This window comes from Bradyrhizobium sp. HKCCYLR20261 (assembly GCF_051168435.1).
In the GTDB taxonomy this organism is placed as follows: Bacteria; Pseudomonadota; Alphaproteobacteria; order Rhizobiales; family Xanthobacteraceae; genus Bradyrhizobium.
In genome coordinates this window covers 308,892-330,482 of record NZ_JBNPUZ010000006.1, presented here as the reverse complement: position 1 = coordinate 330,482, position 21,591 = coordinate 308,892, and the positions used below count along the sequence as shown (strand labels likewise).

General features: G+C 66.3%; 20 protein-coding genes. 16 read left to right on the top strand and 4 right to left on the bottom strand.

Annotation, left to right across the window (positions count from 1 at the left end):
• Position 1: 1 nt before the first annotated feature.
• The 10 genes from ACQR1L_RS16925 (at position 2) to ACQR1L_RS16880 (ending at position 8,651) form a co-directional block, all read left to right on the top strand.
• Positions 2-730: an ATP-binding cassette domain-containing protein gene (locus ACQR1L_RS16925; RefSeq protein WP_434859066.1), complete on the top strand. Its 729-nt coding sequence runs from the start codon at positions 2-4 to the stop codon at positions 728-730.
• Entirely contained in the window at positions 727-1,428 is a 702-nt protein-coding gene (locus ACQR1L_RS16920; protein ID WP_315719933.1) for an ABC transporter ATP-binding protein, read from the top strand. The genes ACQR1L_RS16925 and ACQR1L_RS16920 overlap by 4 nt, the downstream gene beginning before the upstream one ends.
• 86 nt (positions 1,429-1,514) lie before the next feature.
• The gene (locus ACQR1L_RS16915; protein ID WP_434859065.1) at positions 1,515-3,029 is read left to right on the top strand and encodes an amidase; all 1,515 of its coding nucleotides are present in this window, start codon (positions 1,515-1,517) and stop codon (positions 3,027-3,029) included.
• Entirely contained in the window at positions 3,029-3,331 is a 303-nt protein-coding gene (locus ACQR1L_RS16910; RefSeq protein WP_006614371.1) for a putative quinol monooxygenase, read from the top strand. Before ACQR1L_RS16915 ends, ACQR1L_RS16910 begins: the two co-directional genes overlap by 1 nt.
• A 296-nt stretch (positions 3,332-3,627) precedes the next feature.
• Positions 3,628-4,077: an urease accessory protein UreE gene (gene ureE / locus ACQR1L_RS16905; protein WP_434859064.1), complete on the top strand. Its 450-nt coding sequence runs from the start codon at positions 3,628-3,630 to the stop codon at positions 4,075-4,077.
• Positions 4,070-4,747 (top strand): urease accessory protein UreF, encoded by a 678-nt coding sequence (locus ACQR1L_RS16900; RefSeq protein WP_434859063.1) that lies wholly within the window; start codon positions 4,070-4,072, stop codon positions 4,745-4,747. The genes ureE and ACQR1L_RS16900 overlap by 8 nt, the downstream gene beginning before the upstream one ends.
• A 12-nt stretch (positions 4,748-4,759) precedes the next feature.
• On the top strand, positions 4,760-5,458 hold the full coding sequence (gene ureB / locus ACQR1L_RS16895; protein ID WP_434859062.1) for an urease subunit beta: 699 nt from the start codon (positions 4,760-4,762) through the stop codon (positions 5,456-5,458).
• A 3-nt stretch (positions 5,459-5,461) separates the two neighbouring features.
• The gene (gene ureC, locus ACQR1L_RS16890) at positions 5,462-7,168 is read left to right on the top strand and encodes an urease subunit alpha (protein ID WP_434859061.1); all 1,707 of its coding nucleotides are present in this window, start codon (positions 5,462-5,464) and stop codon (positions 7,166-7,168) included.
• Positions 7,165-7,809, top strand: coding sequence for an urease accessory protein UreG (ureG, locus tag ACQR1L_RS16885; protein WP_434859060.1), 645 nt, complete (start codon positions 7,165-7,167; stop codon positions 7,807-7,809). The genes ureC and ureG overlap by 4 nt, the downstream gene beginning before the upstream one ends.
• A complete protein-coding gene (locus ACQR1L_RS16880; protein ID WP_434859059.1) occupies positions 7,806-8,651 on the top strand; it encodes an urease accessory protein UreD in 846 nt (281 codons plus the stop codon). Before ureG ends, ACQR1L_RS16880 begins: the two co-directional genes overlap by 4 nt.
• A 7-nt stretch (positions 8,652-8,658) precedes the next feature.
• On the opposite strand, the gene xth is transcribed toward ACQR1L_RS16880, so the two are convergent.
• The gene (gene xth, locus ACQR1L_RS16875) at positions 8,659-9,450 is read right to left on the bottom strand and encodes an exodeoxyribonuclease III (RefSeq protein WP_434859058.1); all 792 of its coding nucleotides are present in this window, start codon (positions 9,448-9,450) and stop codon (positions 8,659-8,661) included.
• Between the two features lie 174 nt (positions 9,451-9,624).
• Here xth and ACQR1L_RS16870 point away from each other — a divergent pair, with 174 nt between their 5' ends.
• Positions 9,625-10,647: an aldo/keto reductase gene (locus ACQR1L_RS16870; RefSeq protein WP_434859057.1), complete on the top strand. Its 1,023-nt coding sequence runs from the start codon at positions 9,625-9,627 to the stop codon at positions 10,645-10,647.
• A 464-nt stretch (positions 10,648-11,111) separates the two neighbouring features.
• On the opposite strand, the gene ACQR1L_RS16865 is transcribed toward ACQR1L_RS16870, so the two are convergent.
• Together ACQR1L_RS16865 and styA are read right to left on the bottom strand one after the other, a co-directional pair.
• Positions 11,112-11,639, bottom strand: coding sequence for a flavin reductase family protein (locus tag ACQR1L_RS16865; RefSeq protein WP_434859056.1), 528 nt, complete (start codon positions 11,637-11,639; stop codon positions 11,112-11,114).
• A gap of 22 nt (positions 11,640-11,661) precedes the next feature.
• Complete coding sequence (styA, locus tag ACQR1L_RS16860; protein ID WP_434859055.1) at positions 11,662-12,909, bottom strand: styrene monooxygenase subunit StyA; 1,248 nt, start codon at positions 12,907-12,909, stop codon at positions 11,662-11,664.
• 98 nt (positions 12,910-13,007) lie between these two features.
• Between styA and ACQR1L_RS16855 the strand changes: the two genes are divergently transcribed.
• From ACQR1L_RS16855 to ACQR1L_RS16845, 3 genes are all read left to right on the top strand, one after another.
• The gene (locus tag ACQR1L_RS16855; RefSeq protein WP_434859054.1) at positions 13,008-13,913 is read left to right on the top strand and encodes a LysR substrate-binding domain-containing protein; all 906 of its coding nucleotides are present in this window, start codon (positions 13,008-13,010) and stop codon (positions 13,911-13,913) included.
• A 356-nt stretch (positions 13,914-14,269) separates the two neighbouring features.
• Complete coding sequence (locus tag ACQR1L_RS16850; protein WP_434859053.1) at positions 14,270-15,010, top strand: metallophosphoesterase family protein; 741 nt, start codon at positions 14,270-14,272, stop codon at positions 15,008-15,010.
• Between the two features lie 810 nt (positions 15,011-15,820).
• On the top strand, positions 15,821-18,136 hold the full coding sequence (locus tag ACQR1L_RS16845) for an ATP-binding protein (protein ID WP_434859052.1): 2,316 nt from the start codon (positions 15,821-15,823) through the stop codon (positions 18,134-18,136).
• Between the two features lie 18 nt (positions 18,137-18,154).
• Here ACQR1L_RS16845 and erpA read toward each other — a convergent pair whose 3' ends face one another.
• Positions 18,155-18,502: an iron-sulfur cluster insertion protein ErpA gene (erpA, locus tag ACQR1L_RS16840; RefSeq protein WP_434859051.1), complete on the bottom strand. Its 348-nt coding sequence runs from the start codon at positions 18,500-18,502 to the stop codon at positions 18,155-18,157.
• Between the two features lie 110 nt (positions 18,503-18,612).
• Here erpA and ACQR1L_RS16835 point away from each other — a divergent pair, with 110 nt between their 5' ends.
• Positions 18,613-19,779, top strand: a complete 1,167-nt coding sequence (locus ACQR1L_RS16835) for a deoxyguanosinetriphosphate triphosphohydrolase (protein WP_434859050.1) — start codon at positions 18,613-18,615, stop codon at positions 19,777-19,779.
• A gap of 8 nt (positions 19,780-19,787) precedes the next feature.
• Positions 19,788-21,584, top strand: a complete 1,797-nt coding sequence (argS, locus tag ACQR1L_RS16830) for an arginine--tRNA ligase (protein WP_434859049.1) — start codon at positions 19,788-19,790, stop codon at positions 21,582-21,584.
• Positions 21,585-21,591: the final 7 nt, after the last annotated feature.

Below are 21,591 nucleotides of genomic sequence, written 5' to 3'. Positions count from 1 at the left end.
CATGGCGGAACTCGTCCCTCTGCTCAAGGCCGAGCACCTGACGATGCGCTTCGGCGGCGTGGTCGCCAATGACGACATCACCTTCACGCTGCAGGAGATGGAGCTGCGCTGCCTGATCGGCCCGAACGGTGCCGGCAAGAGCACGTTCTTCAAGACCCTCACGGGACAGCTGGTGCCGACCTCCGGCTCCATCGCGTTCCGCGGCATGCCGATTGCGGGCAAGGCTTCGCACGAGATCGCGCGCATGGGCATCGGCATCAAGACCCAGGTGCCGAACGTGTTCAACGGTCTCTCGGTGCGCGAGAACATCTGGATGGCCGTGCGCCGCAAGGCGACGCCGCGGCAGCAGGGACCTGCCGTCGACGCGGTGCTGGAGATGATCCGGTTGACCGACTATGCCGAAAGCATCGTCGCGACGCTCTCGCACGGCCAGCGGCAGTGGGTCGAGATCGGCATGGTGCTCGCCGCCGAACCTGAACTGATCCTGCTCGACGAGCCCGCCGCGGGGATGACCGACGAGGAAACCTTCCATACGGCCGCGATCATTCGCGAGATCAACCAGACCCGCGCCATCGTCGTCGTCGAGCACGACATGGAGTTCATCAAGCAGATCGCCAAGCGCGTCACCGTGTTCCACCAGGGCCGCGTGCTGGTCGAGGACACCGTCGACAAGGTGCTCGCCGATCAGCGCGTGCGCGACGTCTATCTCGGCAAGAAGGTGGCGGCATGAGCGCGCTTCTCGAGGTCAAGGGCCTCAAGTCCGGCTATGGCCGAATCCCGATTCTGTTCGGCGTGGACCTCACGGTGGCCGACGGCGAGTATCTCGGCATCCTCGGCCATAACGGCATGGGCAAGACCACCGCGCTGCGCACCCTGATGGGGCATTTGCCGACCACCGACGGCTCCGTCGTGTTCGCCGGCAAGACCATCACCCATCTCAAGCCGCACGAGCGCTCGCGGCTCGGAATCGGCCTGGTGCCGCAGGGCCGCGAGATCTTCCCCGATCTCTCGGTGATGGAGAACCTCCGCATGGGCCTCGCCGCGGCTCCGAAAGAGGACCGCGGCGTCATCGACGCCGTGCTGCAGGATTTCCCGCGCCTGGTGCGGCTGCTCGACCGCCGCGGCGGCGCGCTGTCCGGCGGCGAGCAGCAATTGCTGGCGCTGGCGCGCTGCCTGTGCACCAAGCCGAAGCTGATCCTGCTGGACGAGCCGACCGAAGGCATCCAGCCCTCGATCATCGAGGAGATCATCGAGACCTTGCTGGCGCTGAAGACGCGCTGGAAGATGTCGCTGATCGTCGTCGAGCAGAACCTCGAATTCATCACGTCGTTATCGGACCGCATCCTGCACATCCAGAAGGGACGCATCACCGAGGAACTCGACCGTGAGACTTTGTTGGCCCGGGAAGGTCAGATGATCCCGAGCTAGCGAATTCCGGCGCGGCTGCGCCGGCGCAACTGAACTGTACACTCTTAGTCTCTGCTCCAGCTTGTCCTCACAAGAAAGGATGACTCATGTCAATCAAACGCCCGAATGCCGAGGAAGTCGCCGATCTCGCCGCCAGCCTGCACATGAACATGACGGTCGAGGAGGCCGCCGAATATCTCGCGCTGATGGGCGGCATGTTCGATCAGTACGACATCATCGATGAGCTGCCGAACCCGCTGCCGCCGGTGAAATATCCGCGCACGCCGGGCGCCAAGCCGCCGGCGAAGGAGAACAAGTATAACGCCTGGGCGATCAAGACCGAGGTGAAGGGCGCTGGCTCCGGCAAGCTCGCCGGCCGTACCGTCGTGCTGAAGGACAACGTCGCGCTCGCCGGCGTTCCCATGATGAACGGCTCGACCACGCTCGAAGGCTTCATTCCCGCCGCGGACGCCACCATCGTCTCGCGCATCCTCGATGCCGGCGGCACCATCGTCGGCAAGGCCGTGTGCGAGCACTTCTGCCTGTCCGGCGGCAGCCACACCTCCGATCCGGCGCCGGTGCACAACCCCTGGAAGATGGGTTATTCGGCCGGCGGCTCGTCGTCGGGCAGCGCCGCGCTGGTGGCGGCCGGCGAGGTCGATATGTCCATTGGCGGCGACCAGGGCGGCTCGATCCGTATCCCCGCATCCTATTGCGGCATCTACGGCATGAAGGCGACCCACGGCCTCGTGCCCTACACCGGCGTGATGCCGATCGAGTCGACGATCGACCACACCGGACCGATGACGGCCAACGTCAAAGACAACGCGCTGCTGCTCGAAGTGCTGGCCGGCGCCGACGGCCTCGATCCGCGGCAATACGCGCCGAAGGTCTCGGCCTACACCGAGGCGCTCGGCAAGGGCGTCAAGGGCCTCAAGATCGGCGTGCTCAAGGAAGGCTTCAGCGCGCCGAACATGCAGGAGGGCGTGGTCAGCAAGGTCAAGGCCGGCGCCGAGCGTTTCGCCAAGATGGGCGCCTCCGTGTCGGAGGTCTCGATCCCCGAGCACATGCATGCGCTGGCGGCGTGGAATCCGATCACGCTGGAAGGCTTCCTGGTGCAGATGATGCTCGGCAACGGCATGGGCTTCAACTGGAAGGGGCTCTATGACGTTGGCCTGCTCGACGCGCATTCCGGCTGGCGCAACCGCGCCGACGATCTGTCGGTGACCTTGAAGCTGACCATGCTGGTCGGCCAGTGGGGTCTCGAGCACTATCGCGGTCGCTATTACGCCAAGTCGCGCAACATCGCGATCCAGGCCAAGGCGGCCTATGACGCGATGTTCGGCTCCTACGACCTCTTGCTGATGCCGACCTTGCCCTGCGTCGCAACGCCGATCCCGGCCAAGGATGCGCCGCTCGCCGAAGTCGTGCAGCGCGCCTTCGAGATGACCGCGACGACGAGCCCGTTCGACGTCACCGGTCATCCCGCGATGACCGTGCCGTGCGGCCTCTCTGATGGCCTGCCGGTCGGCCTGATGCTGATCGGCAAGGACTACGCCGAGTCCACCATCTACCAGGCGGCGGCGGCGTTCGAGGCCGACGGCAACTGGAAGACCTTCTGATGATCACCATCACCGCGGTCATCAGGGCCAAGGCGGGACACGAGGCCACGATGCGCGACGCCCTCGTCGCCGTCGCGGCCCATGTCGCGGCCAACGAGCCGGAGACGATCGGGTTCTTCATCTCGCAGAGCGAGACCGAGCCCGGTCTGTTCACCACCTACGAGCGCTTCGCCGACAAGGCCGCGATGGACCGCCACAACGGCTCCGCCGCGGTGGCGACCTTCTTCGGCATCGCCAAGCCGATCCTGGATGGCGAGGTCATTCTGGTGACCTCGCAGGAGGTGTCGGCGACGATGCGGTAGGGGGGGCGAGAGAGGCGAGTTCGCCAATCGTCCTTCGAGACGCCCGCCAAGCGGCGGGCTCCTCAGGACGAGGGCGGTGGGTGTGGCGAGATGAGCGTCTGTTGCCAGGGCTTGCTCTGCAAGAATTTGCAAGAGCGAGCTCCGCAAGAACTCCTATGAGCTTGCAGCCACATCGCATGGAAGTCCCGCACACGATCTCAACCCTCATGGTGAGGAGCCCGCCGCTTGGCGGGCGTCTCGAACCACGAGGCCCCAATCGAACCACGAGCGCTGAACAACAAAGAGGACCACCGCCGATGCTCCGTCTGCACGGCATCATGGGACGCGCCGACGACAAGATCTATGCGCGGCAACTGCATACGTTGGAGCATCGTGGCGGCATCGAGCTGTTGTTCGTGCCGCCGGAGGACGCCGGCCGCAAGCGCTTCCGCCTGACCACCGATCGCGGCACTGACTGCGCGGTCAGCCTCGACCGCGACGAGGAGCTGATCGACGGCGCGCTGCTGCATCTCGATTCCGACCGCGCCATCATCGCCCGCTTCGGCGAGCAGCAGGTGCTGCGCCTGAAGGCCCGCGACGATGCGAGCGCGCTCAAGCTCGGCTGGCACGCCGGCAATCTGCACTGGCGCGTCAGGTTCGAGGGCGATCACCTCGTCGTGCTGCTCGATGCACCGCTCGCCACCTATCGCGCCCGCATCCAGCCGCTGCTCGACTCCGGCGAGGTGGTGGAGCGCGCGCATGTTTGACCGCGGCGAGGCGCTCGCGCTGCTGCAGCTTGGCGACAGCGCCTTTCCCGCCGGCGGCTTCGCGTTTTCCTGGGGCATCGAGGGCCTTGCGGCCGATGGGCTGCTGTCCGATCGCAGCGATCTCGACGGCGTCATCGCAGACCATCTCGCGCAGCGCTGGGCCAGCATGGATCGCATTCTGCTGCGCCGCGCGTGGTACGCGAGCGACAGCGACGCGATTGCTTCCGTCGACCGCCTCGCGGAGGCCACCACGCCGTCGGCCGAGATGCGCGAGGGATCGCGGCGCGCGGGCAGGGCGCTGCTCGGCGTCTGGGTCAAGCTCGCGGGTCCGCTGTCGGTGTCCTATCGCGCGCGTGTCTCGGCGGATGCGCGGCTTGGCCATCTTGCCGTCGTGCAGGCGATCGCCGGCCGTGACGCCCGCCTGAGCCTTGATGCCGCCGAGCTGGTCTCGGGCTGGACCTTGATCACTGGCCTCGTCGGCGCCGCCGTCCGGCTCGGCCTGATCGGCCATATCGAGTCGCAGCAAAGCTTGGTACGCGCCCGCGCGCTGCTTGCTGATCTGCTCACTGATGCGCCCGACGACGACGCGATGCCGTCGAGCTTCACGCCCTTCATCGATATCGCCGTGTCGCGCGGGCCGTTGCGGCACGTGCGGATGTTCACGACCTGAGGTGCCCTGGCCATGATGAACCTGTCGCCGACGGAGCTCGATCGTCTCGTCATCTTCAACGCCGCGCAGATGGCGCGGCGCAATCGCCAGCTGGGCATCAAGCTCAGCCATCCCGAGGCCGTCGCCTACATCACCGATGAGGTAATGACCGCCGCGCGCCGCAATCTGCCTTACGCCGAGATCCGCGACATGGCGGGACGGCTGCTCACCACCGATGACGTCGAGCCCGGCGTCGCCCAGATGATTCCGATGCTCTATGTCGAGCTGATGTTCGCCGAGGGCACCAAGGTGATGGCGCTGTTCGAGCCGATCCAGCCCGCCGAGGGCGCTGCAACTGACGACATCGTCCCTGGCGAGATCATCGCCGGCGGCGACGACATCGCGATGTTCACGGATCTGCCGGCGGTCACGATCGACGTCGTCAACACCGGAGACCGCGACATCCAGGTGCGCAGCCACACCCACTTCTTCGAGGTCAACCGCGCGCTGCGCTTCGACCGCGCCGCCGCCTGGGGCATGAAGATCGACCGGCCCGCGGGCTTAGGCCTGCGCTTCGAGCCCGGTGTCTTCAAATCAGTTCGCCTCGTGCCGATCACGGGCGACCGGATCGTGCGCGGCCAGGCCGGGCTGGTCAACGGCCCGCTCGACGCGCCCGGCGCGCGCGATGCCGCGCTGAAGCTCGCCCAGTCGCGCGGCTATCTCGGAGCCTGAGCCATGGCAACACTGACACGGCAAGCGTATGCCGAGCTATACGGTCCCACGAAAGGGGACCTCGTCCGGCTCGCCGACACCAGCCTGCTGGCCGAGATCGAGCACGACTACACGACTTATGGCCATGAGCTGCTGGTCGGCGCCGGCAAGAACATCCGCGACGGCGAGGCCGTTGCCGCGCACCGGACGTCCACTCACAAGGCCCTCGACGTCGTCATCAAGAACGCGACCATCGTCGATGCCGTCATCGGCATCGTGAAGGCCGATATCGGCATCCGCGACGGCCGCATCGTCGGCATCGGCAAGGCCGGCAATCCCGACATCATGCCTGACGTGCATCCGGACATGGTGGTCGGCCATACCACCGCGCCGATCGCCGGCGGCCCGTTCATCGTCACCGCCGGTGCGATCGAAAGCCACGCGCATCTGATCTCGCCCGAGCAGTCGGATCATGCGCTCGCCGGCGGCACCACCACGATGGTCGGCAACGGCTCGGGGCCGGTGTTCGATGTGGGCTCCGGCGCAGGCCCGAACTTCGGCCACTTCCTGAAGTCGATCGAGTTCTCGCCACTGAACTACGCCCTGTTCGGCCGCGGCGGCTCCGATCCGGCAGCCGTCGAGGAGGCGGTCGCCGCGGGCGGTATGTCGGTCAAGATCCACGAGGACTTTGGCGCGTCGCCCGACGTCATCGACAAGACGCTGATTGCGGCCGACCGCAACGACTTCGCGGTTCATCTCCACACCGACTCGATCAACGAATACGGCTTCTGCGAGGACACGATGGCAGCGGTCGATGGCCGCACCATCCACATGTACCACGTCGAGGGCGCCGGCGGCGGCCATGCGCCGGACCTGCTCAAGGTCGTGTCCTGGCCCAACGTCATTCCGTCCTCGACCAATCCGACCAATCCCTACACCTCCTATGGCATGGAGGAGGGCGTGCCGATGACGATGATCTGTCATCAGCTCAACTACAATTCGCCCGAGGATGTCATGTTTGGCGAGTCCAGGGTGCGCGCGCAGTCGATGGCGGCGGAGGACTTTCTCCACGACATGGGCGCGATCTCGATCTTCGGCACGGACACCCAGGGCATGGGCCGGCTCGCCGAGAACGTCGCCAAATGCTGGCAGCTCGCCAGCGTGATGAAGGACCGTATCGGCCGGCTGCCGGAGGAGACGACGGCGCGTGCCGACAATGAACGCATCAAGCGCTACGTCGCCAAGCTCACGATCAACCCAGCCATCGCGGTCGGCATCGACCATGTCGTCGGCTCGATCGAGGTCGGCAAGATGGCCGATCTCGTGCTGTGGCCGCGCGCCTCGTTCGGGCTCAAGCCCTACATGGTGATCAAGAACGGCTTTCCGGTCTGGGCCGCGATGGGCGACGGCAATGGCAGCCTCGGGCTGTCCGAGCCGATGATCCAGAAGCGGATGTGGGGCGCGCTCGGCGCAGCGCCGCAGCGGCTCGGCGTCAACTTCATGTCCAAGCTTGCGGTCGACGCCGGCGTCCGCGACAGGCTGGGGTTGGGACGCGAGACCGTGCAGATCAAGAATGTCCGCCGCCTGCGCAAGACCGATATGGTCCGCAACGCCGCGATGCCGCATGTCGAGGTCGATCCGCAGACTTTCGAGGTCCGCGCCGACGGCAAGCTGTTGATGTGTCCGCCGGCCACGACCGTGCCGCTCGCCAGGAGGTTCATGCTGCGATGAGCCGTCTCGCTCTCACGCGCACCGATGCTCCGATGACCGCCGCGCGCGTCGGCATCGGCGGCCCTGTCGGCTCCGGCAAGACCGCTCTGGTCGAGCAATTGATCCCCGCGCTGCAGGCGCGCGGCATCGACATCGCGGTCATCACCAACGATCTCGTCACCGCTGAAGACGCCGAGCGTGTGCGCCGCTCCGGCCTGATCGATCCCGAACGCGTGTCGGCGGTGGAGGCGGGCGCCTGTCCGCACACTGTGATCCGCGAGGACCCGACGCTGAACATCGAGGCCGCCGATGAGTTGGAGCGGCGCTTTCCCGGCGTCGAGCTGATCCTGCTGGAGAGCGGCGGCGACAATCTCGCCTCGACCTTCTCGCGCGACCTCACCGATTTCTGGATGTTCGTGATCGACGTCGCCGGCGGCGACGACATCCCGCGCAAGCGCGGCCCCGGCGTGATCCGCGCCGATCTGCTGGTCATCAACAAGGTCGATCTCGCGCCACATGTCGGCGTCGATCTCGTGCGCATGCAGCGTGAGGCCACGGAGGTGCGCGGCGGCCGTCCGGTGCTGCTGACCAACTGCCGGCGTGGCGAGGGGATCGACGCGATCGTCGATCTGCTGGAGCGCGAGGTGCTGTTCCGCTCGTGAGCGATCTTGGCCCAGAGAAGCCGCGGCTCGATCTGTCGTTCGTCCGCCGCGGCGGCCGCACCGTCATCGACCGCCGGCTGTTCGCTTGGCCGTTCGTGCTGACCCGCAGCTTCCACACCGACGCGGCGCGGCCGGACCAGCTCAGCGTGATCCTCCAGACCGGCAGCGGCGCCGTGCATGGCGAGGACCGGCTGACGCAGCGCTTCACGCTGGCGGAAGCGGCGGCAGTCTGCATCACCACGCAGGGCGCGACCGCGGTGCATCGGGCCGAGCCAGGCACGCGCGCCGTGGAACACGTGCTGCTGCGCGTCGCGGCGGGCGCGTCGCTCGACTACCGGCCGGAGCCCCGCATCCTGTTTCCCGACGCCGCACTGCGCCAAGTGCTCGAGCTCGACTGCGCCGGCGATGCGTCTGCACTCGTCACCGACGCGTTCACGATGCACGATCCGGACGGGCACGGCCGGCTGTTCCGCGAACTCGACTCCACGCTGGTCGTCCGGCGGCCGGGTGCGGAGCCCGTGCTGATCGACCACATTCATCTGCGCGAGCCGGATATCGCCCGCTTCAACGGGCACCGCGCCTTCGGCTCGGCCACGCTGCTGCTGCCGTCGCACGATCCCGGGGCGATCGGCCAGCTGCTGTCGCATGCGATCGCGCCGGTTGAGGGCCTCTACGCGGCCGCGAGCGTGCTGCCCGGGCGCGTCGGCATCGGCGTGCGGCTGGCCGGACGCGAGATGCGCGCGCTGCGCGCCGGCTTCGACGCCATCGCCGGGGTCTATCGCGAAATCGAGATCAACGCGCGAGCGACGTTGCGGAGCGGCCCCGTCGCCGGCGCCGCTTGAACCCGGCCTACGCCGTTTCCAGATCGAAATCCGCCCACACCGGCACGTGATCCGACGGCTTCTCCCAGGCGCGGACGTAGCTGTCGATGCCGACCTCGACCAGCCGGTCGCTGGCCTGCGGCGACAGCAGCAGATGGTCGATCCGGATCCCCATGTTCTTCTGCCAGGCGCCGGCCTGGTAGTCCCAGAACGTGTACTGTCCCGGCGCGTCGTTGACGGCGCGCAGCGCATCGGTCAGGCCGAGGCCGAGCAGCGACTGAAAGCTCTCGCGCGTTTCAGGCCGGAACAGCGCATCGTCGACCCAGGCTTCGGGATTGGAGACATCAGCGGCGGCCGGGATCACGTTGAAGTCGCCTGCGAGGATCAGCGGCTCCTCGGTCTTCAGCCGTTCACGCGCATAGTCACGAAGCCGCGACATCCATTTGAGCTTGTAGGGATATTTATCCGTGTTCGCGGGATTGCCATTGGGCAGATAGAGGCATGCGATGCGGACCACGCCGGTCTTCAAGCTGACCACGCCTTCCAGGAACCGCGCATGCACGTCCTCGGCATCGCCGTCGAGCCCGGACTTGGTCTCGTCGAACGGCAGCTTCGACAGCAGAGCGACGCCATTGAAGGTCTTCTGGCCGTGGGTGACGACGTTGTAGCCGAGCGCCTCGATCTCCAGCCTGGGGAAGGCATCGTCGGTGCACTTGATCTCCTGCAGGCAGACGATATCCGGCGAGCACTCCTTGAGCCAGGTCACGAGGTGCTCGATCCGTTGCCGGACGGAATTGACGTTCCAGGTGGCGATGCGCATCGGCGGGTTCCCAGCAGGCTCAAACGATCGGTCCCGGTTAGACCAAGCGGCAGGGCCCCGGGTCAAGGCGATTGGCCGGCAGACTCACAGGCCGGCGCAGCCGGGCCATGCAGAGGTGCCCCATGGCGGCCGGCCGCGTGTCCGCGTATTCATGCTTTCAACAGGGAGACCATCATGGATCATCGACGTCTCGGCCATTCCGGCCTGCGGGTGCCCGCGCTCAGCTTCGGCACCGCTACCTTCGGCGGCGGCAACGACTTCTTCAAGGCCTGGGGCGCGACCGACGCCGATGGCGCGAGCCGGCTGATCGACGTCTGCCTCGATCATGGCGTGTCGATGTTCGACAGCGCCGACGTCTATTCGAGCGGCCTCGCCGAGACCATTCTCGGCCAGGCCATCAAGGGCAAGCGCAACCGGCTCCTGATCTCGACCAAGGGCACGTTCCCGAAGGGCGACGGTCCCAACGATTATGGCTCGTCGCGCCAGCATTTGATCGAAGCGGTCGACGGCTCGCTCAAGCGGCTCGGCGTCGATCACATCGACCTCTATCAACTGCACGGCCAGGACTACAACACGCCGGTCGAGGAGACGCTTGCGACGCTCGGCCAGCTCGTGCGCGACGGCAAGATCCGCTACATCGGCGGCTCGAACTTCTCGGGCTGGCACCTGATGAAGTCGCTGTCGGCCGCTGACCGTTACGGTTATCCGCGTTACGTCGCGCACCAGGCCTATTACTCGCTGCTCAACCGCGATTATGAGTGGGAGCTGATGCCGCTCGGCATCGACCAGGGGGTCGGCGCCGTGATCTGGAGCCCGCTCGGCTGGGGCAAGCTGACCGGCAAGATCCGCCGCGGACAGCCGGCCAAGCCCGGCACGCGCGCCCACGACATCGCCGGTACGGGTCCGCATTTCGAGGAGGAGCGGCTGTATCGCGTCGTCGACGCGCTCGACGGCGTCGCCAAGGAGACCGGCAAGACCATTCCGCAGGTGGCGTTGAACTGGCTGCTGCAGCGCCCGACCGTGTCGACGATCATCGTCGGCGCCCGCGACGAGAACCAGCTGGTCGAGAACATCGGCGCGGTCGGCTGGAACCTGACGGCCGAGCAGGTGGCCACGCTCGATGCCGCGAGCGACATTCCGGCGGCCTATCCGGTCTGGCACCAGCGCGGCTTCCCGATGCTGAACGAGCGGCGCTGATCTCGCTCCGGCGGAACGGCTGTGGATCTTCAGCCGCTGGCCGCGCGCCTGCGGCGCTGATGCATTTGACGGCGGAGGCGGCTGGGCAGTAACATCCGGCTTCGATCGTCACGTGGCCGCGCTTCGGTCATTCTGGAGCCGCCACAACGGGGGGCGTCGACCCCGGACCGATCGGCGGTTGAGCCTCACGACTGTGCCGGACCCGCAGTCTTCAATGTGACGATGTTTGGCTCACTAAGTCGTCCCGGCGAACCGCATCGGGTTTTTGTTCCGGCTAACCGCATCGGGTTTTTGTTCAAGAGAGAACTCTCGCCCCTCACCCTGAGGAGCCCGCCGGAGGCGGGCGTCTCGAAGGGCGAGGCCCGCTAATCGGGCCTCATGGTTCGAGACGGCGCTACGCGCCTCCTCACCATGAGGGTGAGCAGCCGCAGCAGCGACTGGCGAATTGGTGCCGCGCCGCGCGATCAAATACTCCACCCCTCCGCCGGATACGCCAGCGCATCGCCCGGCAGGATCTCCGTTCCCAATCCGTTCCGAAACCGGCTCGCATAGAACGCCAGCGGCAGGCCGTCGCGGTGGCGGCACCAGCGGACCTCGCCGATGAACAGCGTGTGGTCGGCAATCTCGACCGAACTCACCACATCGCAGCCGAATTGCGCGATCGCCTGCGGCAGCAGGAAGAAGCCGTCACGCGCATCCAGCATCGGCGCGCCTTGCGCCAGCGGCGTCCCCGCAAAGTGCCGGCCGATCGCGACGTCATCGGCCGCGAGCACGTTCACCGCGTAGCGCCGTGTCTCGCTCACCGCCTGCCACGTGCGGCCGCGCTTCAGCGAGACCAGCACCGTCGGCGGCTGCATCGACACCGTGGTGAAGCTGTTGGCGGTCATGCCGACGGCCGCTCCGCCGGCATCGCTGCTGGTGACGACCGTCACGCCGGTTGAGAACCGCGAGGCGGCTGCGCGAAAACTCGCGGGATCGGCATGATGGCTCATGATCTCCTCAGCTTCCTCCGCCTCAGGCCGCCAGCGGCGTCCGCTCGTCGATCCAGGCATGGATTCGCCGGTCGCTGGCGAGCCGGTCCCACTGCCGTTCCGGATAGTTGAAATTGTCGGTGAACTCGTCGCATAGCGCGCGGTTCTGCGCCATCGTGAAGATCAGCCGGCCCATCGCCTCCGACGGCGGCTGCAGCATCAGGTTGGTCCAGCGCGCCGCCGCGATCACGCGGTTCTCTCGCGCGCGATCCACCGTCTCGACAAAGCGGTCGTCGAACGCCACGGCCTCGACGATCGCCTTGCCGAGCTCGAACGCGGCATAGGAGGCCATGTTGGCGCCCTGGCCCATCATCGGATCGACCACCGAATGCACGTCGCCGAGTGCGATGGCGATCTTGCCGTCGTCGAAGCTGACCGAGGAGCGCCGCACCGTCGGCACGACCGCGCCCTGCAGCAGGTCCAGCGGCTGCAGGTCGAAGCGGTGCGTATCGATCTTGTTGTAGGTGTGCGGATGATGTTTCTCGAGCTTGTCGAGCATGGTCTGGCGGAAGCCCGCCGGGTCCGCGTCGTAGTTGAGCGAGACGAGATCGGCCATGTCGCCGCCCGGGATGTTCTCCATCAGCAGCGCCGTCTTCATGCCGCCGAAGGTGAGCGTCGGGATCACGATCATCTCGCCATGCCCGGGCGACACCGACAGCGTCACGCCGCGCGGATCGTCGCCGCCAGGGCTGCCGTGATCGACGCCGTCATACAGCCCGACACAGAGCAGGCGCTGCGGCTGGCTGTAGGGCGACAGCTCCGGCCGGTGGTTGAACATCCGCCCCAGCGCGCCCTTGCCGGTCGACACCACCAGCAGATCGAACCGCGCCACCAGCGCCGGGATGTCGTCGTCCTGGATGCTGGCGTATTCGATGGTCCCGCCGCGATCCTCAAAGTCCTTCATCAGCGCCGGCAGATAGATCCGGTAGTCGACCGCGCGGCTCGGCTGCTTGAACGCGCCGCGGAAGAGCAGGGGACTGCCAGGGAAATTGAAGAAGTGATCATGGTGGTGATAGACGAATTCGGGATCGTCCCAATGGTTGACGCCGAGCTCGTTCTCGCGCGCCACCGTGATGCCGTGGTGCGCCACGGTATTCATCAGCCGCGTTGCAGCATACTGCTCGGGCTCGCGGTCGGTCAGGACGGTGGCCTGGATGCCGTGCTTCTGCAGATAGAGCGCGAGATGCAGTCCGCCGATGCCGGCGCCGACGATGCCAATCGACTTGTCCATGGGTCTCCCTCCCTCGTGATTTTTTTGAGAGGCTAGACCAGTCCTCCCGATCACGTATACGGAATGGCAAGAATAAAACTCATTCCGGGGAGGAATGGATGGACCGGATCGACGCGTTGCAGACCTTCATCCGGGTCATGGAGGCCGGCAGCTTCACCCAGGCGGCGGCCGATCTCGGCCTGGGCCAGCCGGCGATCACCAAGCGCATCGCGCTCCTGGAGGAACAGTTCGGCTGCCGGCTGTTCGTCCGCACCACGCGCAAGCTGCGTCCCACGCCCGATGCCGACCGGGTGCTCAAGCTCGCCAAGGACATCGTGACCTTGTTCGAGAGCGCCGGCGTGCCGTCGCCGCGCCGCGTCGGCGCGCCCTCAGGCACGTTGCGGATGACGGTGCCGACCTCGTTCGGCCGCTTCTTCTTCGCCGACATTTTTGCGGAGTATGGCCGCCGCTATCCCGAGGTGCGGCTCGACATCCGCTTCACCGAGCAGTTCGTCGACCTCGTCGAGACCGGCACCGAGCTCGCCATCCGCATCGGCGTGCTCTCGTCGAGCTCGCTGGTCGCGCGCCGCGTCGGTACCGTGAAGCGGCTGCTGGTCGCATCGCCGGCGCTGCTGACCAGGCACCGTGCGCCGCGCCTGCCCAACGATCTGCGCCAGCTGCCCTGCGTGACCTATTCGCGGCTGTCGCCGAAGAACGAATGGAGCTTCGAATCCGAGACCGGCCGCCACGTCGTCGGCATCACGCCGTCGCTGACCTGTGACGACGCCGACATCATGACGCTGGCCGCGCTGGAGGGGCTGGGCGCCGCCGTGCTGCCGGACTGGTGCGCGGTGGCTCATATCGCATCCCGCAAGCTCGTCCACCTGCTGCCCGACTACGACGTCCCCTCGCTGCCGCTCCACGTCGTCTATCCCGACCCGCAATGGATGTCCCACCGCGCCCGCCTGTTCCGCGACCTCATCATCGAGCGCGCTGATGTGTTTGCGATCGGTGCGCCGCAGTGATGATCCGTAGCAACAAGGAGAAGACGCGCAGCACTATCGGTGTGCATGACTGCGCCCTCGCCCCTTGTGGGAGAGGGCATGTACGGCCTATCGGCGCACTCGGTTGGGTGAGGGGGCCCTTTCGACAGACGTTGCTCGTGGAGAGAACCCCTCACCCAACCGAGTTCGAGGCGCTGTCCTACATGCCCTCTCCCACAAGGGGCGAGGGCGCTGTATTGGGCAGCGCGCGACCCTGGATTGCTTCCGCCGTCGCTCTGCGGGCTAAGGCGGACACGTCGCTTCGCTCGCAATGACGAGGATGGTACAGTCTGCCACAAGTGAATGTTCGCTGAGACAGGACTGCGAGGGAACGACCGATGAGGCTGGCTGTGATTTCCGATGTGCATGGCAATCTGCCGGCACTGGAGGCGGTGCTCGACGACATCAAGGCGCGCGGCGTCGATGCGACTGTGAATCTCGGCGACTGCGTGACCAGCCCGTTGTGGCCGTTGGAAACCCTCGAGCTGCTGCAATCCCTGGCGCTGCCCACGGTGCGCGGCAATCATGACCGGTGGATCGAGGAGTTTCCGGAGGAGAAGCTTTCGCCGGCCGGCCGGTTTGCGCGCGCTGCGCTGAGCGCCGAGCAGCGCCGCGCGTTGCATGCGCTGCCGCCGCGGATTGCGCTGGAGCAGGGCATCCTCGCCGTTCACGGCACGCCGAACGACGACTGCGCGATGTTGCTGGAAGAGATGACGGACGACGGCCGCTATGTCCCGGCGCGCCGCGACGTGCTGGCTTCGCGTCTCGTTGATCTCGGCGGCGCGACGCTCGTGCTGTGCGGTCACAGCCATCGGCAGGCGGTGGTGCAGGTGCCGCGCGGTCCCATGGTGGTCAATCCCGGCAGCGTCGGCTGTCCGGTGTTCGCCGACATTCCGATCGCGGCTCAGCTCGAACATCGCTCGCCGCACGCCCGTTACGCTGTGCTGACCGAGCGGCGTGGACACTGGCAGGCCGAGCTGCTGGCGCTGACCTATGACTGGGACCACGCCGCCGCGCGCGCCGTCGAGACCGGCTTTCCGCACTGGGCGGGCGCCTACGCCTCCGGCGCCGTGATCTGACACGCGCACGCGAGCCAAGGAGAGCCAAGGAGAGCGAAGGCGCTCGACCGCATGTCCCGATGGCCGTCGGGCAAATCGGTCTGCACCATCGCGCTTGTTTGTTCGCGCGGGGGCGCGCCGGCGGCATCGCAACCGCCTGCGCGCAAAACGGATTTCACGAGCCGCATCAAGCTGATTTGGCCTGTCCAGTCCTGAAACGAGAAATTTCGTTGTTTCGAAATTTCGGAAATCATGTTTCTATGAGCTGTCCCGTCCCGGCACGAGGGGCGTATCGCGATCGTCACGACACGCGGGGTGGGATGCGATGGGCGTCGTGAGCCGCAGCATGGCCTCGTGCCGTGCGGACGAACGGCTCCGGCGCACGCCGAAATCGTAGGGTCCTGACCTCCCGATGCTGAGGTCAAGCCGGTGGTGACGATGATCCGCTGGTGACGGGGGCAAGACAGCCGGTCCCCGGGGAGAGGACGTATAAGGCGTAACGCCATCGCGCAGGGAATGCCGGTTGACCGGCTGGACCTGTGGTGACTGCCGCCTGCTACTTTTTCTGCAGGCGGGCCATGGGTTGCGGCCAGCACCCGGCATTCCCTGCGCCCTCGACCTCAACGAGGGTGAAACTGATCATCATGACTCGGGCAGAAGATGCCGCGAGAACGCCTGATCGTACCCATCCGACCCTGCCGGCCAACGGCCCGACGCGCGATGCGTGCGGCCAGGGAAGAGCGATCCGTAATTCTACGGGCGGGGCAATTAACGCGGCTGAAGCAGCCGATCAGGCATGGCTGGGGATCATCAGGAAGGTTCGACGCCCACATGATCTGGTCTGGGGATCCCTCGCGCGCGAAGCAAGCGGACGGCCAAAGCCCGCTCAGTGCCTTCTTCCTTTGGATCAGCGGTTTCGGGGCGATCGAGACGCTCGACGACGAAGCGCTGATGGAGCGTGATCGCCGGCGCATTCGGGCCCGGCAGGTCGATGCCGTGGCGCGCCTCGTGCCTGTGACGATCGGCATCAATTTCGCGAACGCGGCGATCGTCCTCGGCGTCTTCTGGAACATCGTCTCGAACGCTTTCCTCGTCGCCTGGGGCGCGGCCATCGCCATTGCCGGCGGCCTGGCGCTGCGGGGCTGGTGGCGCGCGCGCAAGGCGCGGCCGCAGGAGGCTTCGGAGCGCGCCATCAACCGCATGACGCTGCAGGCGTTCTTCCTATCTGTCGTGTGGGGTTCGTTGCCGCTCATCGTGATGCCTCAGGTCGAGCCGCATCTGCAGATCATCGTCGGCTCGCTGATGACGGGCATGATCTCCGGCGGCGCGTTTGCGATGTCGAGCGTGCCGCGGGCGGGTCTGGCCTACACCTGGAGCCTGATGCTGTGCTCGGTCGCGTCGCTGTTCCTGTGCGGCGGGGCGACCTATCTCGTGCTCGTCGTCTTCCTGCTGCTCTACACGTCGTTTATGGTGCGGCACCTGGTGTCGCACGGCAACGTGTTCCTGGAGAACCTGAAGGCGCAGATCCGGCATGAGCGGCAGAACGAGACGATCTCGCTGCTCCTGAAGGAATTCCAGGAGAACGCCTCGAGCTGGCTGTGGCAGACCGATGCCGAGGGCCGGCTGATCGACGCGCCGCAGCGCTTTGCCGACGTCGCGCAACTGCCGCTCGATCAGCTCAAGGGTGAACGGCTGATCGACACGCTGAAATATCTTTGTCCGACCGACACGGCGACCCTGAAGACGCTCGCCGACCGGATGGCGCAGCGGCTGTCGATCCCGGAGAGCCTGATCCATGTCGTGGTCGCTGGCGGCGAACGCCGCCGTTGGGCGATCACCGCACGTCCCGCGCGCGACTATGACGGCAAGTTCGCGGGGTATCGCGGCTTCGGCCGCGACGTCACAGAGCGCTGGCGCGCCGAGCAGGCGGAGGCCGAGAGCAGGGCCAAGTCGGATTTCCTGGCGATGATGAGCCACGAGATCCGCACGCCCATGAACGGCGTGCTCGGCCTCGCCTCGACCTTGCTGGAGACCAAGCTCGACGAGGATCAGCGTCACGCCGTGATGACGATCCGCGAATCCGGCGACAATCTGCAACGCATCCTCAACGACATTCTCGATCTATCGAAGCTCAACGCCGGCAAGCTCGAATTCGAGACGGTCGACTTCTCGCCGGCGGCGCTGGTCGAGGCGGTCACCTCGATCATCGGCGTCAACGCCAAATCGAAGAGCCTGCTGGTCAATGCCGACATCGATCCGCAATTGCCGCCGTCACTCAAGGGCGATGTCGCGCGCATCCGCCAGGTGCTGATCAACCTCGCGTCCAACGCGGTGAAGTTCACCGAGCAGGGCGGCGTCACCATCGCGGTGGCCTGCCGCACGCGCGACGATCACAAGGCCACGATCGAGTGGCGCGTCTCCGACACCGGCATCGGCATTCCCGCCGATCGCGTCGGCAGGCTGTTCAGCGAATTCGCGCAGGCCGACGCCTCGATCAACCGCCGGTTCGGCGGCACCGGGCTCGGGCTTGCGATCTCCCGGCGCATCATCGAGCAGATGGGCGGATCGATCGCGGTGTCCTCGGTGCAGGGCGAGGGCTCGACCTTCCGCTTCAGCCTGACCTTGCCGTGGAGCGACAAGCAGATCTCCGATCAGCGCGGCGACCGCGTCGGTGCCGGCGATCTGAAGACGCGCATCGAGGCGCTCGGCCGTCCGCTGCGCGTGCTGATCGCGGAGGACGATGCCACCAACCGCATGGTCGTGTCGAAGATGCTGCAGGAGTTCGCGGTCGACAAATGCATCGTGCCGGATGGCCTGCAGGCGGTGAACGCCGCCTCCGAGCAGGCGTTCGACCTGGTGCTGATGGACGTGCGCATGCCCGAGATGGACGGCATCACGGCGACGCGCACCATTCGCGCCAAGGGCGGCCGGCTGGCCGAGCTGCCGATCATCGCGCTGACGGCCAATGCCTTCCCGGATGACATCAAGCAATGCCGCGAGGCGGGCATGAGTGACTTCCTGGCGAAGCCGCTGCGAAAGCCCGCGATGGTGGCGGCCATGCTGAAGGCGTTGGGAACGGCTACCCCAAGCGTGGACGCGCCCGCGCTCGCGCCGTCGGAAGATCCGGCCGTGACCGCGGAGGCCTAGAGGCGGGCCGGGGAGGGATCAGACCGAGAAGCTGGTGCCGCAGCCGCAGGAGGCGGTGGCGTTGGGATTGTTGATCCGGAACGAGGCGCCCATCAGGTCGTCGACGAAGTCGACCTCCGAGCCGGCCAGGAACGGCACCGAGGCCGGATCGACCAGCACCACGGCGCGGTCGCGTTCGATGACGAGGTCGTCATCGGCCTTGGCGCGGTCGATGTCGAACTTGTACTGGAAGCCCGAGCAGCCGCCGCCCTCGACCGAGATGCGCAGCATCGCGCCAGCCGTCTCCTTGCCGAGAATCTCGCCGATGCGGCGGGCGGCACGTTCGCTGATGGTGACGGGGGTGGCATCAGTCATGGCATCAGTCATGGCGAAGGGTCTCCGGAAGGCGCGTCATGCCCACTTCATTTGGCATCGGGCACTCCCCATAGTTAAGTGGGCTCCGGCCTGGAATCAAACCTCAAAAGGAACAATCGCCCGTGTCGGTCGGAATGGCTGCTTCCCGCGCTCCCTATTCCTGCGACCCCGATCGCAGCCGGGGCCGGTTGTTCGCCGAGCCGCCCTCGCGCACCCGGAGCGCCTTTCGCAGGGATTGCGACCGGGTGATCCATTCCACCGCCTTTCGCAGGCTGAAGCACAAGACCCAGGTGTTCGTCTTCCACGAAGGCGACCATTACCGCACCCGTCTGACCCACTCTCTGGAGGTTGCCCAGATCGCCCGCGCGCTGGCGCGCCAGCTCGGGCTCGACGAGGACCTGACGGAGACGCTGGCCTTGGCGCATGATCTCGGCCATCCGCCGTTCGGCCATGCCGGCGAACGGGCGCTGAACCGCTGCATGGCCGACCATGGTGGCTTCGACCACAATGCCCAGACCTTGCGCATCGTGACGTCGTTCGAGCAGCGCTACCCGGATTTCGACGGCCTAAATCTGACCTGGGAGTCGCTTGAAGGCATCGTCAAGCACAACGGGCCGTTGCAGGGGCAGATCCCGGCGGGAATCGTCGAGTTCAATGCCCGGTTCGACCTGGAGCTGTGGAGCTACGCTTCGCTCGAGGCCCAGGTTGCGGCGCTGTCCGACGACATCGCCTATGATGCGCATGACATCGACGATGGTTTGCGCGCGGGCCTGTTCACGCTCGACGACCTCGATGAGGTCCCGCTGCTCGCGGCGATGATCGCCGAGATCGACCGGCACTATCCCGGTCTGGACGATATCCGGCGGGGGGCCGAGCTGGTCCGCGAGCTGATCTCCTATCTGATCGGCGCCGTGGCCGCCGAGGCGCAGCGGCGAATCGAGCGGGCGCAGCCGGTCTCGCCCCATGACGTCCGCCGCCATGCCGGCGCGCTGGTGGCCTTTCCGCCCGACGTGGCCGAGCACGAGGCGACGGTCAAGGCGTTCCTCTGGAAGCGGATGTATCGGCATGAGCGGGTGATGCGCGTGATGCGTGATGCCGAGCGTATCGTGGCCGACCTGTTCGGCCGCTACCAGGACGATGCCGGATCACTGCCAGCCGGCTGGCTGGATGGCTGCGAGGGCGACGGCGATCGCGCGCGCCGGATCGGCCACTTTATCGCCGGAATGACGGACCGTTTTGCCTTAACCGAACACCACCGGCTTTTTGACTCGACTCCGGATTTGCGTTAGGCGGCGGCATGGTCGAACAAGCGTCTACACCCTATCTTTTTGCCGACATGCTGGCCCGCGTGCACGCCATCTGCGCCGCGCTCGCCACGGATGGCGGCTGGCCGGAAGGCATCGATTTTTCGCGCGTGGTCGTCGAGCCGCCGCGCGACCCGAGCCATGGCGACATGGCCACCAACGCCGCGATGGTGCTCGCCAAGGAGGCAAAGGCCAAGCCGCGTGATCTCGCTGAAAAGATCGCCGAACGGCTACGCGCCGATGAGTTCGTCGCCAAGGTCGACGTCGCCGGTCCGGGCTTCATCAACCTCACTTTGCAGCCGGGGGTGTGGGCGAGGGCGCTCGCGACCATCCTGCGCGAAGGCGCCACCTACGGCCGTGTCGCGCCGGTGCCAGGTGCGCCGAAGGTGAACGTCGAATATGTCTCCGCCAATCCAACTGGCCCGATGCATGTCGGCCACTGCCGCGGCGCCGTGTTCGGCGATGCGCTGTGCAGCCTGCTGCAGTTCGCCGGCCGTGACGTCACCCGCGAGTACTACATCAACGATGCCGGCGCGCAGGTCGACGTGCTCGCGCGCTCTGCGTTCCTCCGTTATCGCGAGGCGCTCGGCGAGGACATTGGCGCGATTCCGGACGGGCTCTATCCTGGCGACTACCTGAAGCCCGTCGGGCAGGCGCTCGTCGCGGAGCATGGCGACAAGCTGAAGGCAATGTCGGAAGCCGAATGGCTGCCGGTCGTGCGCGACAAGGCGATCGCGATGATGATGGACGAGATCAAGGATGATCTCGCCGCGCTCAACATCCGTCACGACGTGTTCTTCTCGGAGCGCTCGCTAATCACCCGCGGCAACAACAAGGTTGCCGAGACCATCGATTTCCTGCGCGAGCGCGGCGATGTCTATGAAGGCCGTCTGCCGCCGCCGAAGGGCGCTCCGGTCGAGGATTGGGAGGATCGCGAGCAGCTCCTGTTCCGCGCCACCGCGTTCGGTGATGACGTGGACCGGCCGCTGATCAAGTCGGACGGCAGCTACACCTATTTCGCCTCCGACATCGCCAATCATCGTCACAAGTTCGAGCGCGGCTTCGCCGATCTCATCGACGTGTTCGGCGCCGATCATGGCGGCTACATCAAGCGCATGCAGGCCGCGGTGAAGGCGGTGACCGCGGCGCAGGCAACCCTCGACGTCAAGGTCGTGCAGCTGGTCAAGCTGTTGCGCAATGGCGAGCCGGTGAAGATGTCGAAGCGCTCCGGCGACTTCGTCACCTTGCGGGAAGTTGTTGATGAAGTGGGGCGCGATGCGGTCCGTTTCATGATGCTTTATCGCAAGAACGACGCCGTGCTCGATTTCGACCTCGCCAAGGTGATCGAGCAGTCGCGCGACAACCCGGTGTTCTACGTCCAGTACGGCCACGCTCGGGGCTACTCGGTTTTCCGCAATGCCCGGGAGATGTTCCCGGACCTGCCGGAAGAGGAGGGAGCTCGAATCGCGTTCCTGAGCAGCGCGAACCTCGAAAAACTGTCGGATCCGACCGAACACGGCCTCTTGAAACAGCTCGCGCTGTACCCACGTACGGTCGAGAGCGCGGCGCTGGCGCATGAGCCGCACCGGGTCGCCTTCTACCTCTATGAACTTGCAAGCGAATTTCACGCCCACTGGACGCGGGGGCGGGATTTGCCCTATTTACGCTTCATTATCGATGATGATGCAGAATTGACCAAGGCACGTTTGGCCATGGTTCAGGGCGTCGTCTCGGTTCTGGCGTCGGGACTTGCGATCTTGGGCGTTAATGCTCCTGATGCAATGCGCTGATTGGGGG